This window comes from Dyadobacter crusticola DSM 16708 (genome assembly GCF_000701505.1).
GTDB classification, from domain to species: Bacteria; Bacteroidota; Bacteroidia; order Cytophagales; family Spirosomataceae; genus Dyadobacter; species Dyadobacter crusticola.
This window is the reverse complement of the sequence record NZ_KL370788.1, coordinates 72,198-86,238: the sequence shown is the minus strand read 5'-3', so window position 1 is coordinate 86,238 and position 14,041 is coordinate 72,198. Positions and strand designations below refer to the sequence as shown.

Genomic DNA, 14,041 nt, shown 5'->3' with positions numbered 1-14,041 from the left:
GAACGGCACCGGCCGCCCGGCCCAAACCTCCTGATCCGTAGTCATTCTGTTAGTAAATAAAAAAGCACCTGATTTCTCAGATGCTTTTGACCTTCAAGTGGTCTCGTAGGGATTCGAACCCCAAACCTCCTGATCCGTAGTCAGGTGCTCTATCCAATTGAGCTACGAAACCCTTCCGTAATCGGACTGCAAAGATAGGTATGACGTGTTATTATACAAGCATATTTATAAATAAAATCTTGCATTAAAATCTGTAAGAGGCTATTTGCCCTGAAAATCAGGCTTTCTTTTCTGCAAGAAAGCTGTAATTCCTTCGCGGCAATCTGCACTTTGGAATAAGATCTCCTGGTTAACTCTTTCAAGTTCCTGCATGCGCGCCAGATCCGAATGGGAAGATTCGTTTAAGACTTTCTTCATTGTGCCGATCGCGAGGGTAGGAGCTGTGGCGTAAAAGAGGGCCAGCTTGTCTACTTCTTCATCAAGCGCAACAGCTGGTACCGCCTTATTGATCAAGCCGAGTGCAACTGCTTCCTTCGCCGGCACTTTCCTGCCAGTTGACGCCAGTTCAAAGGTTCTCGCCATTCCGATTAGTCTTGGTAAGAAGAATGTGAGGCCTGCGTCGGGCATTAAGCCGATTTGTACAAATGCGAGGCTCAGGTAGGCTTCTTCATTGGCTATCACGATGTCACAAGCCAACGCCAAAGAGCAACCCGCGCCCACAGCAAGCCCATTTAACCTGCATATTACAGGCTTGGGAAGTTCGCGTACCGCATTGATCATTGGTTCGTAATGGTCTTTCAGCAGCTGTTCTGCCGTGTTACCGGCTTCCAGGGTTTCTTTCAGATCTGCGCCCGAGCAAAATGCCTTGTCGCCTTCCGCGGTAATGATTAATACGCGGATCCGGTCGTCTGATGCTACTTTGGTGATAGCCGCTGCTATTTCCTGCATGAGCCGCGGGTTCAGGGCGTGGTATACCTCAGGCCGGTTAAGGCTCAGTCGCGCAATGCCATTTTCTTCGGTAAAGAGGATGTTTTCGTACATGGGACCAAGACTTTTGGATCAGAAGTAAAAATAGACAGTCAGGCTGCTCACCAGTACGCCGCATAGAAATCCCGCGAAAACCTGTCCGGGACTGTGTGCATTCAGTTGCAAACGGGCACTTAGCAGTAGGCCTGCGAGCAAGATCGCGATAAGCAATGGATTGAGCAAAGCCGCCTCGTCGAAGCGGATCATTAATCCCGCCAGCAGGGCGATCATACCGCCAATTCCTGTTGCATGCGCACTGATTTTCCAGAAGTAGCTTACACAGGTAACGATCACCAGCGACAAGGTTACGCTGGCAAGTATCACGGATATCTGGGGCGCCATTTCTCCAACCGGCTGCAATTGCCAGCCAAACAGGTAAGTGGCCAGTCCATAAATGATAACCGTCGCCAGATAAGGCAACCGCCGCTCATTCACGTCGTCGACATACAAATTTGTAATCACCCCCATTTTCATAAAGTAGTAGGTAACTACCGCTGGTGCAACGAAGGTGTTCAAGAACAAAAGTGTCAGTAAGCTGACCAGCGCAGGAAATTCAAATGCGCTGACGCCAACGAGGTCCGGGGAAAGCAGGAATAATAAAGCAAACAGGTAAGTAGTGAGGATCAGTGGGTGAAACAGCACCGATAATACGATAGCGAGTCGGTTATTCAAGTGGAAGAGCTTTAATCTGAATTTTAGTAAACAAAATTAACCTGAAAACCACACTGTACAAAAACTGTCCCAGGCACGCGGCATGGGAATTTAACGTGAGCTTTTCAAACCTGAGAACATGGCCGGGAAAAAGAAACATAATACAAAAAAGAACAAGCTCGGAGTGAAAAACTCGCTTGTTAACAACATCAATGCACGAAAAAAGAAAGGTATAGCGCGGTCAAAAAGCAAAAAGACGGTTAGCAAAAAATCCTATTCGGCCATGAAAAACAAGTGGGGGAAAAAGAAGAAGAAGTCCGGCAAATCGAAAAAGGCAAGGAAGACCAAAAAGAAGTAGCTCAGGAAACTACATTCTTTGATTCACCGCTCTGAAAGCCCCGTAAATTCTCCGCAGTTAACTGCATCAACCTTTGCCGCGCCTCGAACGTAGCCCAGGCCACATGCGGTGTGATCACACAATTTGACGCCGATAACAATGGATTAGTGCTTTTGGGCGGCTCTTCCGAAAGCACATCGAGACCGGCTCCGGCGATAATCCCGTTTGTCAACGCTTCGGCCAGGTCAGATTCATTGATCAGCGGGCCGCGGCCGGTATTGAGGATCAGCGCGCTGTTTTTCATCAATGCCAAACTGTTTTTGTTGACAATCTCTCTGGTCTCCTCAGTCAGGGGGCAATGCAGGCTTACTACATCGCTACTTTCAAAAAGCGTTTCCAGTGAAACCATTTCAATTCCTTCTACCGGCTGTGGGTGCTTTCTGTAAGCGATAACCCGCATACCCAAAGCAAGTGCGATTCTGGCCACATTCGAACCAATATCTCCTAAGCCGATCAGTCCCATTGTTTTACCAGCCAGTTCAATAAGCGGCGATTTGGAGTAGCTGAAATCCTGTGACGACGCCCATTCTCCTGCAAAAACGCTTTGGCTGTGCGTTTCAACCCGGTTGACGAGCGCGAGTAGCAATGCAAAAGTTTGCTGGGCAACCGACGCGGAACTGTATGCTTTTACATTGGTGACAACAATACCCTGCTTTTTAGCCGCCTCCATATCGATATTATTATACCCGGTGGCAGTAACGCCAATGTACTTCAACCTGGGTAATTGGGATAGCGTGGCAGCTGATAATACTACCTTATTTACCAGAATCGCATCTGCATCGCTGGCCCGCTCCACAATCTCTTCCTGCCTGGAACGGTCGTATATTTCAACATTGCCCAACTCCAAAATAGGCGCCCAATCCAGATCGCCTGGGTTCAATGTATATCCGTCAAGTATTACGATGTTCATGGTTTCGGTTTCAGTTAAATGTTGCGCCAGCCCAGCACGGAATAGTCTGTTCTTTTCTGATCTTGATCTCCGCCGTAGATAAGCGTTTTAGTACCCGCAAGGCCGTTACTTACCTCATTGAAGAAATTCATTCCTTTGAAATGTTCGGTCAGTAACATCCCTTTCTACGTAGGTTTGGTTAGAAGACATCAATTTATATTTACTTGAATGTCAGTCCCTAATCTAATCAAACTTTGAAATTACATAACTTCTATTTTGAAATTACATAGATCAAACTTTGAAATTACATAGAATGAATTTTGAAATTGCATAAAAAAAGTCCGCTCTGGCGAAGTGGCCGGAACGGACTTTTATGTGGATAAAAAACTAAGCTTACTTCTTCGGATCCGTGCTGACTTTTCCGGCTCCGACACCTTCCATTTGCATCGGGTTAGGTGTTTTTCTGCTCTGCTGTTTGTAGATCTGGAAGCGGGTTGGCTTGGAAACGCGCGGGAATGAGTTGTTCTCGGTATCGATATCCGCAATCTGCTGGTAAGGATCGAGCGTCCATTGAACCACCTTCTTTTTGGTAGAGATTACCTTGTTGATCTGCTGGTCGTTGAAACGCCAGATTTCCGCTGGGAATACTGCAACCGAGTCAGTGCCATCTTCAAAGCCCATTTTAACAATTACAGGCATCGGTAACCCACCTTTGTTTTTTACCGAAAGTGTATAAAAATTGGTATTCTGCTGGATCAATGCTCGCTCACTTTCCGAAAGCGAAGCCAGGTACTGCTCATATCTTTGCTTGTCAGCCGCCGTTACCTTGAATGGATCGTAACGGTTATAGAAATCTGCCATGCTTGAATCCTGGGCTACCACAGTTTCGCCTTTGGCTTTTGCATCCTGGATTTTGCTTATTGTATTTTGCTTGCGCGCAAATTCCTGGCGGGCGAGTTCTTTTTCGATATCCGGATTTTGAGTATCAATGCTGAACCAATCCACACTCACCAAATCCTGGTCAACAGCCTCGGTTCCATAAAACCAGCCTTTCCAGAACCAGTCGAGGTCAACTCCCGATGCGTCTTCCATGGTGCGGAAAAAGTCAGCCGGTGTAGGGCTTTTGAAGCGCCAGCGGTTGGCGTATTCCTTGAATGCGTGATCGAAAAGCTCGCGGCCCATTACCGTTTCACGCAGGATATTCAATGCAGTTGCAGGTTTTCCGTAAGCATTCGGTCCCAGTCCGATCACATTCTCCGCAGAAGCCATAATCGGGGTTAGTACCGATTTGTCCGACGACATATAATCTGTAATCTGATTAGGCTCGCCGCGGCGGGTCGGGAAGTTGTAATCCCATTCTTTTTCAGCCAGGTATTGGCAGAAGGTATTCAAACCTTCGTCCATCCACGCCCATTGACGCTCGTCGGAATTGACGATCATAGGGAAAAAGTTGTGGCCCACTTCGTGAATGATCACGCCGATCATCCCATACTTCACCGCTTCGCTGTAAGTCCCGTCTTCTTCGGGCCGACCACCATTAAAGCTAATCATCGGATATTCCATTCCACCGCCTGCCACTGAGTGACACGAGATCGCAACAGGGTAGGGGTATTCAAATGTGCGTGCTCCATAAGATTTCAAAGTGTGCTCCACTGCCCGCGTAGAATACTGTTCCCAAAGCGGATTTCCTTCTTTCGGGTAAATGGACATACACCAGATCTTGCGGCCGCTTTTATACACGTCGCTTTGCATTGCATCCCAGATAAACTTCCGGCTGCTTGCGAAGGCGAAATCGCGCACATTATCAGCTTTGTAAATCCAGGTTTTCTTGCCCGGATTTTTGTTTTCCCGCTTTTCCGCCTTTTCTGCTTCGGCCTGGGTTACGATCAAAACCGGGGTCTTCGATGTTTCGGCTTTTTTAAGACGCTGCTTTTGTGTCGCTGTCAATACCTGAGCATAGTTCTGGCATTCGCCGCTAGCTGCTACTACGTGGTCGGCGGGTACTGTAATGGCGACTTTATAGTTACCGAAGATCAATGCAAATTCTCCCTGGCCGAGGAACTGTTTGTGGTTCCAGCCATTTACATCGTCATAGGGAGCAAGGCGCGGAAACCAATGCGCGATGAAGTAGTTGGCATTTCCGTCTTTTGGGAAAAACTCATATCCGCTGCGACCGTAGTACTCAGTAATGTTGTAATTCCAATCTACCCCAAAAACGAAGTTGGTACCCGGCTTCATTACCGCCGGAAGGTCAATGCGCATCATAGTGCCATTGATTTTGTACGGAAGCGCCTTACCTGCTTTGTCTTTCACAGCAGTAATGTTGTAGCCATACTCAACTTCCGGATCCAGCGAAGAGCCTCTTCCATTGTTAAGATTGGCCAGCTGGCCGGTTGTCATTCCCTTCTCATTGATCGCACCTGTGCGTGACATTGCTGCAATACCGTCTTTTTTGAAAAGGTTCTGGTCCAGTTGCAGCCAGATATATTTCAGGTCGTCGGGAGAATTGTTGTAAAAGGTAATTGTTTCCGAACCGATAATGCGGCGTTTGTCGTCGTCGAGTTCAGCCTTGATATCGTAGTCGGCGCGTTGTTGCCAGTACTCGCGGCCCGGCGCACCGGAAGCTGCACGCGTCGAGTTCGGAGTCGGCAGCATTGGTCCGAGCTGTTCGAAGCGGTCGTTGTACTGGTAGTTGGCGGAACTTGGCAGCTGCTGACTATAGGAGGTCACAGAAACCAGCAGGAAAAGTAACGGGAGCAGGAGTTTTCTCATAATTGGTTATTCAGATGTAATAAATTCTCATTATTCGGTGCCGCTGCCTGTGAGGCTGACAAAGAGCTCATTGTTCAGAATAAGCGAAAAGGCCATTCCCACAATAATCCCTGAAAGAATGTGGATCCAGCTCAGCCGCTGCGCACGCAAAATTTCAATGACCACGAAAGCAATGGAGAGGATCACAAAAACGATGATCAGCTGACCCAGTTCAAGTCCGACATTGAACCCAAGCAGCGGGCTAAAAATGGAGGCTTCCTTGCCGAGCAATGCACGGAGGTAGTTTGAAAAACCCAACCCGTGAATTAGACCGAAAAACAGTGCAAGTCCGTACCTCGCCGTGGAGTTCTCTTCCTTTTTGCCGAAAGAGCCCTTTGGGATTTTGTAAAAGAAATTCAGGACGCCGGTGATCACAATAGTAACGGGGATCAGGAGCTCTATCCAGGCGGGATCAATGTTGACAAGCCCCAGCGTAGCCAGAGCCAGCGTCACGGAATGTCCGATCGTGAAAGCAGTGACGAGGATAATTACCTTTTTCCAGTCAATTAAGGTGTAGATAGTGCAAAGCGCCATGATGAACAAAATGTGATCGTAGCCGTTGGCATCTGTAATGTGTTCAAAACCTAATTGCAGGTAAGCTTGGAATTCGGACATTCAGTAGGATTAAGATTAGTAAATCATGACATTTAATTGTCAAGACAAAGTAAATCATTTCGAATGATATTGTATTCGTAACATGAAACCAATTTATCTTCCCAAAAGAACTACGCTAATGTTATTATTTAAACTTGTTTTCAAGTAACTACCAAATATTGTTTTCATTATCATATAGTTGCGAATTTTTACTGTTAACAATTACATAACATTGGAGAAATCTGGGAGTAATGTAGCCGGGGTAGTTTTGTGCTGGAAAAATATTCTGACACAACATGACATCAAAATTTTTATCGTTTCTCCTCCTTCTTCTCTCGGCCTCTGCGGCCTTCGCACAGACAGGTTCCATTAAAGGAACAATCGTTGACGCACAATCCAAAGAACCGGTTATCGGTGCAAGTGTAGTTTTGAAAGGCAGTACCCCGCCAGTCGGTGCTTCGTCTGACATGGACGGCAAGTTTGATCTGCCAAATATTCCTACTGGAAAGCAGACAGTGGTTTTGACCTACGTTTCTTACAAAGCAAAAGAAATTGAGGTTACAGTTTATCCAAACCAGACGGTTTTAATCAACACTACACTAGAAGAAGATGTTGCTAACCTGACGGAAGTAAAGATCGTAGGACAGCGTCAGACTTTCACAGACGTTTCGGTGATCACCGAGATCAAACAAGCAGAACAGATCGCGGTTGGTATTTCTGCTCAACAGATCCAGCGGTCGCAGGACAGGGACGCTTCACAGGTAATCCGTCGTGTGCCTGGTGTTTCTATTCAGGACGATAGGTTTGTAATCATCCGCGGTTTGAACGAGCGTTATAATACAGTAATGCTCAATGACGCGATCACGCCTTCAACAGAAGTTGACGTAAAGTCTTTCTCATTTGATCTGATCCCAAGTGCCGCTATCGACAGAATGCTGATCTTTAAATCAGGCGCGCCCGAGCTTCCAGGCGAGTTTGCGGGTGGGGTTATCAAGATTTATACCAAAACAATCCCTGACGCAAATGGCTTTACAGTAGCAATCTCTCCTGGTTTCAGGGTAGGAACTACTTTTCGTAATGTTTTGGATCACAGAGGATCGTCGCTGGACTGGATCGGTTTTGGCGCAGGTGACCGCAGATTGCCTTCGGTATTTCCGACTGCAAGATCCACCAATGCTACTCAGCCCACAGAGGCAACATTCAATGCATTCCGCAATCTGCCAACATTTGTAGATACGTATACCAAAAGCGTAGCGCCTGATTTGCGTGTGTCGCTGGGTTATAACAACAGCATGGATCTGGGAAGGCTCCGCCTGACGACATTTAATAACGTCAGCTACACGAGTGCAAACCAGTCGACGCCAATGAGTCAGTACCGCTACCTTGCATTCAACACGAACACGCAGGATTCGCAGATCGAGACGAGCTATAACGATCAATATTATGCGCAAAATGTGCGTTTGGGTGTAATGTCAAACTGGGGCCTGATATTCAACCCGCAGCATAAGATTGAGTTCAGGAATTTGTTCAACCAGTTGAGTAGTAAAGAAACGACGTTCCGTCAGGGCTTTAGTCGCGATAATGAGCGGGATGTGCAGAATTACGCGTTCCGGTATGAATCTAAAAGCATTTATACAGGCCAGCTGAGCGGAACCCACGAATTGTCTGAAGCAAATACATTGAAATGGACCGGCGCTTTTGGTTATACTAACCGCGACGAACCTGATTTCAGACGTTTTGTAACAAGCCGCAACATCGGAACCAATGATCCATTTACAGTGGAGGTGGTACCCGGCAGCAATGCGAGCTTGACACGTGGTGCACGTTTTTATTCCTCATTAAAAGAACTTGCATCTTCTTTCCGGGTCGACGGCGAGCACCGCATTGAGCGTAGCAGATACGAAGGCGAGGAAAACATGCAGATCAAGCTTCGCGCCGGAATTTTTGGAGAATATAAAGACAGATCTTTTGATGCGCGCTGGTTTAATGTCAATAATCCGGGTGGCATTCCTGCTGAGATCATGAGATTGCCGGCAGCGCAGTTGTTCAGCCCGGAAAACATTCGGGCGGACAGGCTTCATTATGGGGAAAGAACGAATACGGATGACAGATATAACGCACAGAATACGCTTCTAGCTGGTTATATCGGATCTTACTTCCCTTTTACACCGAAATTTAACGGTTCATTCGGATTGCGTGCCGAACATAACCGCCAGCAACTGCAAAGCCAGCTCAGAGGAAATGGAGCGCGTGTGGATGTAAATAATCCGATCCTTCGCTTTTTGCCTTCGGCGAACTTTGCTTACAATTTTACCGAGAAATCGTTGCTGCGTGTAGCTTACACCATGTCACTCAACAGACCTGAATTCCGCGAGCTGGCTCCGTTTACCTACTATGACTTTGCATTTGACGTGTCCCGCGTAGGTAACCCCAACCTGAAAACGCCAACGATCCAGAACGCAGATCTTCGCTACGAGTTCTATCCAAGTGAAGGAGAAGTGATTTCGGTAGCCGGGTTTTACAAGCATTTTAAGGATCCTATTGAGTCAAGGATCCGCTATTCAGGCTCAGGCGTAACATTCTCCGTTGATAATGCGGAAGAAGCTTATGCAGTAGGAGGGGAAATAGAAGTAAGAAAATCACTGAAAAACCTGACTACTTCTTCGCTTGTAGACAATATTACATTGGTTCTCAATGCTTCTGTAATCAAAAGTGATGTATTAACAGGCTTCGCAGGTCAGGAAGAAAACCGCCAGCTGCAGGGGCAGTCGCCTTACCTTATCAACACAGGGCTTTATTATAATGATGTGAACCGCGGATGGCAGGTGAACCTGCTTTACAATGTGGTGGGAAGAAGGATATTCCTGGTAGGTGATAATGAAGTGCAGCCCACGGTTTATGAACAGCCACGCAACGTGCTCGACTTTAACATCATCAAGGCACTAGGTCCTCACCTCGAATTTAAAGCGGGAATTCAGGACATTCTGAATCAAAGGTTCAGACTTACCCAGGATAGCAACCTCGACGGAAAAATAACAGACATCGATGATCCTTACCAGTCTTTCCGTCGCGGATCTTATACTACCGTCGGCATTTCTTACAAATTCTAGTCACCATAGCAACCAATTAAGTCAATCAAATCAATTCATTTTATGAAAAAGTTAGGTAAATTATTGAATATCCTCATGATAGGATTATTAGTCACTGGGTTCTCAGCCTGTAACGACGATGATCCGGATCCGATAATAGAAGTTCCTGGTGCAACTGAAATGGTTACAGTTAAAGGAAGTATCACAGCAAATACCAATTGGACTTCTGACAAGCAATATCTGATCACAGGATTTGTATATGTAGAAGACGGCGCAACGCTTAATATTCAGCCTGGAACAATCATTAAAGGTGATAAAGAATCAAAAGGAGCACTTTTTATAAAAAGAGGCGCAAAGATCGTAGCGGTTGGAACTGCAACGCAGCCTATCGTTTTCACATCCAATGAAGCAGCTGGTTCAAGAAGAGCTGGTGACTGGGGTGGATTGGTAATCCTTGGAAAAGCACCGGTAAACAAAACTCCGGCTGTGGTTGAAGGAGAAGAACTTACTGAGTTTGGAGGCACCGAGGTTGCGGATAATTCTGGTGAGCTGAAATATGTTCGTATCGAATTCGCTGGTATTGCTTATGCTTCCAACAAGGAGATCAACAGCCTTACAATGGGTGGTGTTGGTTCAGGAACAAAGATCGAATATGTACAATGCTCATTCGGTGGCGATGATTCATTCGAGTGGTTCGGTGGCAGTGTGAATGCAAAGCACCTGATCTCTTACCGTGGTCTTGACGATGATTTTGATACTGACAATGGTTTCAGCGGAATGGTACAATACGGTCTGATCATCCGTGACCCGGCTATTGCTGACCAGGCTGGTGATTCAAACGCATTTGAATCAGATAACGATGCAAATGGAACAAATGCTACACCTCAGACTACCGGCAAATTTGCAAACGTTACAGTAGCAATGGCACCTGGTGCAGTTGACGGTAAATTCGCTTCTGGTGCTAGGATTCGTCGTAACTCTGCAATCTCTATTTACAACAGTGTATTCACTGGCGAATGGCCTCGTTCAGGTGTTCGCGTTGAAGCTCCTTCTTTGCCAAACTTTACAGGCGGTCTGTTGAAACTGGAAGGTGTACATGTGGCTTTGAGCGGTACACAATCAAATGGCGCGGTGGAAGGACTTACTTCGGCTGAATTCAATTCAGGTGCTAAGAACAGCGTTTCAACTGTTGCAAGCTTATTGTTGCCAGCGGGTTTCAATTCGATTTCGGCGAAACCAGCTGTATTGCCACAGGCAGGTTCTCCTCTTCTGACTGGCGGAACTACATTGCCTGCTGGATTCGAAGCGACTACTTACGCAGGTGCATTCAGTACAACTGACTGGACTGAGGGATGGGCAAACTTCGATCCTCAGAATACTGATTACTCTTTGAAGAAATAATAGTCTTATATAATTGGTGTCAGAATTTAAAAAGGCCGGAAACGTATGTCTCCGGTCTTTTTTGTTATAAATCAGTGTGTCATTCCACAATTCCCTGTCCCTTCTCTACACCGAAATTGTCAAGATCATGAACAAACCCATTGATTACGGCGTACCTTACTTTACCGCCTTTTTTGAGTATGAAAGTCGCAGTATTTCCAAGGCCGGGCGTTCCTGAAGGTATAGGCTGACCGCTGCGGAGAATATGTAGCGGGGTTGTGGTGAAATAGAGGCCAGCTGCGCGCGTGGTCGCATCCGGGGCGAGTCGCACATACGTATATCCTTCGCGAAGCAGGTTTAATGCATTCAGCTTGCTGATCTCGCTCACGTTTTTGTAGGCAGTAGGGTATACTTTGCCTTTTTCAATTGTATATCCTTTCGCATCCAGTTCCTGACTGCCGTATTGCGGATGCAGGTCGCCGAAATCTTCTATTTTACTGTAATAAAAAAACTTGGTCGCATTCGAGTAGCTTACCTCATTGCGGTTAATCCCTAAATCGGCTGTGAAAGATTTCCCGGACTGGCGCACTGTCGCATTTCTCACCACGAGATCATACACCCAGCGACCGTTTTCAGGTATTTTGTAATAATCTTCCCGGTTCTCTTTGGTGAGTGAGTTGTCAGCGATTTTTCCCAATGCAGACAATATCGCCATGAAGTTCAGCTTCCGGATAAACTGTTTCTCAGGATCGCCCACATAACCTCCCGACTCGATAAGCACGAGCGTAGTTCCCCATTTTTGTACATTATCACCAAACCCGCGCGGTTCGTGATCATCAGAGTACCGTGCTACCTGGCCCGGAATGTACTTCTGTAAGATCTTATTCATTCCAACAATCAGCTGCATGGAACGCTGGCGCACGTCGTTGATAGATAGTTCGTAGTCGTAAGATGTCGCCAGAAATGAAATCGTAGCCACTTTCGGACTTCTGCCTGCCGAGTAGCGCGGGCTCTGGTCGTGGAGATTGAAACCATAATCGGGTTTCAGCTTATCTACCAAACCTTTCAATATTGCAGCTTCGGGAGTTTGTCGGGCGGCAGCGTCGCGGTTCATATCAATGCCCTGGACAGTGCGGCGCTGGTATCTCTCGGCGCCATCGGGGTTTAGCATTGGTACGAAGTACAAAGTGGTTTTTTCGAGGAGTTCTTTCCGGAAGCTGTCAAACCCGTCGTTTTTGCCTTCGAGAAAGTTAAATATATCAAAACTCGCCATCGTGGCAGTAGGCTCGTCTCCGTGCATTTGCGTCCAGAGCAGTACCTTTTTTTTGCCGGTACCTACTTTGATCATCTGGATCGTGCGGCCTTCGAAGGATTCTCCGACCTTTTCAATCACGTACATATTATTACCCTGCCGCTTTGAAATCAAAGGAAGGATATCTTTTTGTTTAAACCTTCGTTGTGTCAGCGCTGCTTCGCGGTAGGTAGGGTGTGCTTTGAAAAGCTTACCGGCCAGATCGTCAGACTGTGCCATGGCGTGTGAAGTGGTCAATGTAAACAGAATGAAAAAGAGACGTGAAATGAATAGTTTCATGATGGTAAAATGCCATTTTCGATCGCAAGGTACGAAGAATTCTCTAAGCAAATTTTAATGCAATTTTTACGTAGAGCGGCAACATCAATAACATTTTTCCTTACATTTGTGACATGATAATCGCTGAAACATATCATCATTTTCATCATAGCCATCTGGCTTTCGGTCGTCTTGGGTGATATGTTTTTGCAAGTAGTGTTGTAATAAGGTTGAATACATAGTATCCCCGGAAGCCCGATTTTCTAATCGGGCTTTTTTTATTCTTTTCCAACAGTATAACCGGATGAAAACCGTAATTATTAAATACAATGCAGGAAATGTGCAGTCGGTGATGTACGCACTCGACCGGCTCGGTGCAGATTACATTTACACCGATGAGGTTGACGAAATCACCACAGCGGACAAGGTTATTTTCCCGGGCGTAGGGGAGGCGAGCACCACCATGAACTATCTCCGGCAGACCGGTCTGGACAAGCTTATTCCTACATTGAAGCAGCCAGTTTTCGGTACCTGTGTAGGAATGCAGCTGATGTGCCGGCATTCGGAAGAAAACGACACTACCTGTATGGGGATTTTTGATGTGGATGTAAAAAGGTTTCCAACTACTGCCGGTATGAAAGTGCCGCACATGGGCTGGAACAATATATCTGATTACAAAACCCCGCTGACCAACGCCATTCCCGACAATGCATTTATGTACTTTGTGCACAGCTACGCAGCGCCGGTTTGCGAGTATACGGTAGCCACCTGCGATTATGCTTTTCCATTCAGCGCAATGCTGCACAAGGATAACTTTTTCGCTGCGCAGTTCCATTGCGAGATCAGCGGCAATGCAGGTCAGCAGATCATCGAAAACTTCCTGAAACTCTAATCATAACCACTCCGAGCATGATTGAAATTATACCCGCCATTGATCTGATAGAAGGTAAATGCGTGCGCCTCACGCAGGGTGATTACGGGCAAAAGAAAATCTACAACGAGAATCCACTCGAAGTTGCATTGCAGTTTGAGGATGCGGGATTAAAGCGGCTGCATTTGGTGGATCTCGACGGTGCAAAAGCTAAAAAAGTCGTCAATTGGAAAGTACTTGAAACCATAGCATCCAAAACCAGTCTGCACATCGACTTTGGTGGCGGTGTACAATCCGATGCTGATCTTCGGGTTGTTTTCGAAAGCGGGGCAAAGCAGGTAACAGGCGGCAGTATCGCAGTGAAGAAACCTGAGGTCTTTGAAGATTGGTTAAAAACTTATGGCGGTGATAAGATCATCTTGGGAGCTGATGCAAAGAATGAAAAAGTTGCTGTAAGCGGCTGGGAAGAAGGTACTGCGATCTGGGTTTACGATTTCGTAGAAGAGTATGTTGAAAAAGGAGTGAAGTATACGATCAGTACCGATGTGGCGAAAGATGGTTTGCTGCAAGGACCTTCGTTTGACCTTTATAAAAATCTTCAGGATAAATGTCCCGGTCTTCACATCATCGCGAGCGGAGGGATCAGCGGCATTGAAGATGTTGAAAAATTAGCTGAAATGAACATTTACGGCGTAATTATCGGAAAGGCGATCTATGAAAACAGGATCAGTCTCGCCGAACTAATGCGCTTCTCCGCCTGATA

12 protein-coding genes and 1 tRNA gene are annotated in these 14,041 nt (G+C 46.5%); 5 read left to right on the top strand and 8 right to left on the bottom strand.

All coding sequences use genetic code 11. The annotated features are described in order from the left end of the window. Positions 1 to 98 precede the first annotated feature (98 nt). The 3 genes from Q369_RS0127085 to Q369_RS0127075 form a co-directional block, all read right to left on the bottom strand. Positions 99 to 172 (bottom strand) — tRNA-Arg (locus tag Q369_RS0127085). 89 nt (positions 173 to 261) lie between these two features. Next, the gene (locus tag Q369_RS0127080) at positions 262 to 1,041 is read right to left on the bottom strand and encodes an enoyl-CoA hydratase/isomerase family protein (RefSeq protein WP_031530841.1); all 780 of its coding nucleotides are present in this window, start codon (positions 1,039 to 1,041) and stop codon (positions 262 to 264) included. An 18-nt stretch (positions 1,042 to 1,059) separates the two neighbouring features. Then, positions 1,060 to 1,698 (bottom strand): hypothetical protein, encoded by a 639-nt coding sequence (locus tag Q369_RS0127075; RefSeq protein ID WP_031530840.1) that lies wholly within the window; start codon positions 1,696 to 1,698, stop codon positions 1,060 to 1,062. A gap of 118 nt (positions 1,699 to 1,816) precedes the next feature. Here Q369_RS0127075 and Q369_RS28140 point away from each other — a divergent pair, with 118 nt between their 5' ends. Beyond that, complete coding sequence (locus tag Q369_RS28140) at positions 1,817 to 2,035, top strand: hypothetical protein (RefSeq protein WP_035333855.1); 219 nt, start codon at positions 1,817 to 1,819, stop codon at positions 2,033 to 2,035. A 1-nt stretch (position 2,036) separates the two neighbouring features. On the opposite strand, the gene Q369_RS0127065 is transcribed toward Q369_RS28140, so the two are convergent. The 4 genes from Q369_RS0127065 to Q369_RS0127050 all read right to left on the bottom strand — a co-directional run bounded on the left by Q369_RS0127065 (position 2,037) and on the right by Q369_RS0127050 (position 6,389). After that, on the bottom strand, positions 2,037 to 2,984 hold the full coding sequence (locus Q369_RS0127065; protein ID WP_031530839.1) for a D-2-hydroxyacid dehydrogenase: 948 nt from the start codon (positions 2,982 to 2,984) through the stop codon (positions 2,037 to 2,039). A 14-nt stretch (positions 2,985 to 2,998) separates the two neighbouring features. Further along, complete coding sequence (locus tag Q369_RS29220) at positions 2,999 to 3,142, bottom strand: hypothetical protein (RefSeq protein WP_157488333.1); 144 nt, start codon at positions 3,140 to 3,142, stop codon at positions 2,999 to 3,001. A 214-nt stretch (positions 3,143 to 3,356) separates the two neighbouring features. Then, the gene (locus Q369_RS0127055) at positions 3,357 to 5,735 is read right to left on the bottom strand and encodes a M1 family metallopeptidase (protein ID WP_031530838.1); all 2,379 of its coding nucleotides are present in this window, start codon (positions 5,733 to 5,735) and stop codon (positions 3,357 to 3,359) included. Between the two features lie 30 nt (positions 5,736 to 5,765). Then, a complete protein-coding gene (locus Q369_RS0127050) occupies positions 5,766 to 6,389 on the bottom strand; it encodes a HupE/UreJ family protein (protein WP_031530837.1) in 624 nt (207 codons plus the stop codon). 275 nt (positions 6,390 to 6,664) lie between these two features. On the opposite strand from Q369_RS0127050, the gene Q369_RS0127045 reads away from it, so the two are divergent. Both Q369_RS0127045 and Q369_RS0127040 read left to right on the top strand, forming a co-directional pair. After that, complete coding sequence (locus Q369_RS0127045) at positions 6,665 to 9,478, top strand: TonB-dependent receptor (RefSeq protein WP_031530836.1); 2,814 nt, start codon at positions 6,665 to 6,667, stop codon at positions 9,476 to 9,478. 42 nt (positions 9,479 to 9,520) lie between these two features. Further along, on the top strand, positions 9,521 to 10,858 hold the full coding sequence (locus Q369_RS0127040) for a beta-helix domain-containing protein (protein WP_031530835.1): 1,338 nt from the start codon (positions 9,521 to 9,523) through the stop codon (positions 10,856 to 10,858). A gap of 79 nt (positions 10,859 to 10,937) precedes the next feature. Here the strand turns inward: Q369_RS0127040 and Q369_RS0127035 are convergent, their stop codons facing one another. Continuing rightward, positions 10,938 to 12,428: a M14 family zinc carboxypeptidase gene (locus tag Q369_RS0127035; RefSeq protein ID WP_031530834.1), complete on the bottom strand. Its 1,491-nt coding sequence runs from the start codon at positions 12,426 to 12,428 to the stop codon at positions 10,938 to 10,940. A gap of 283 nt (positions 12,429 to 12,711) precedes the next feature. Here Q369_RS0127035 and hisH point away from each other — a divergent pair, with 283 nt between their 5' ends. Together hisH and hisA are read left to right on the top strand one after the other, a co-directional pair. Beyond that, on the top strand, positions 12,712 to 13,299 hold the full coding sequence (gene hisH, locus Q369_RS0127030) for an imidazole glycerol phosphate synthase subunit HisH (RefSeq protein ID WP_031530833.1): 588 nt from the start codon (positions 12,712 to 12,714) through the stop codon (positions 13,297 to 13,299). Positions 13,300 to 13,316: 17 nt separating this feature from the next. Further along, on the top strand, positions 13,317 to 14,039 hold the full coding sequence (hisA, locus tag Q369_RS0127025; protein WP_031530832.1) for a 1-(5-phosphoribosyl)-5-[(5-phosphoribosylamino)methylideneamino]imidazole-4-carboxamide isomerase: 723 nt from the start codon (positions 13,317 to 13,319) through the stop codon (positions 14,037 to 14,039). The last annotated feature ends 2 nt before the right edge of the window (positions 14,040 to 14,041 follow it).

Excerpts from the sequence above, each read along its gene's own strand:
- Q369_RS0127035 (WP_031530834.1), bottom strand. The coding sequence starts at position 12,428 with ATGAAACTATTCATTTCACGTCTCTTTTTCATTCTGTTTACATTGACC.
- Q369_RS29220 (WP_157488333.1), bottom strand. The coding sequence starts at position 3,142 with ATGTTACTGACCGAACATTTCAAAGGAATGAATTTCTTCAATGAGGTA.
- Q369_RS0127045 (WP_031530836.1), top strand. The coding sequence starts at position 6,665 with ATGACATCAAAATTTTTATCGTTTCTCCTCCTTCTTCTCTCGGCCTCT.
- Q369_RS0127040 (WP_031530835.1), top strand. The coding sequence starts at position 9,521 with ATGAAAAAGTTAGGTAAATTATTGAATATCCTCATGATAGGATTATTA.
- Q369_RS0127055 (WP_031530838.1), bottom strand. The coding sequence starts at position 5,735 with ATGAGAAAACTCCTGCTCCCGTTACTTTTCCTGCTGGTTTCTGTGACC.
- hisA (WP_031530832.1), top strand. The coding sequence starts at position 13,317 with ATGATTGAAATTATACCCGCCATTGATCTGATAGAAGGTAAATGCGTG.
- Q369_RS0127065 (WP_031530839.1), bottom strand. The coding sequence starts at position 2,984 with ATGAACATCGTAATACTTGACGGATATACATTGAACCCAGGCGATCTG.
- Q369_RS28140 (WP_035333855.1), top strand. The coding sequence starts at position 1,817 with ATGGCCGGGAAAAAGAAACATAATACAAAAAAGAACAAGCTCGGAGTG.
- hisH (WP_031530833.1), top strand. The coding sequence starts at position 12,712 with ATGAAAACCGTAATTATTAAATACAATGCAGGAAATGTGCAGTCGGTG.
- Q369_RS0127080 (WP_031530841.1), bottom strand. The coding sequence starts at position 1,041 with ATGTACGAAAACATCCTCTTTACCGAAGAAAATGGCATTGCGCGACTG.
- Q369_RS0127050 (WP_031530837.1), bottom strand. The coding sequence starts at position 6,389 with ATGTCCGAATTCCAAGCTTACCTGCAATTAGGTTTTGAACACATTACA.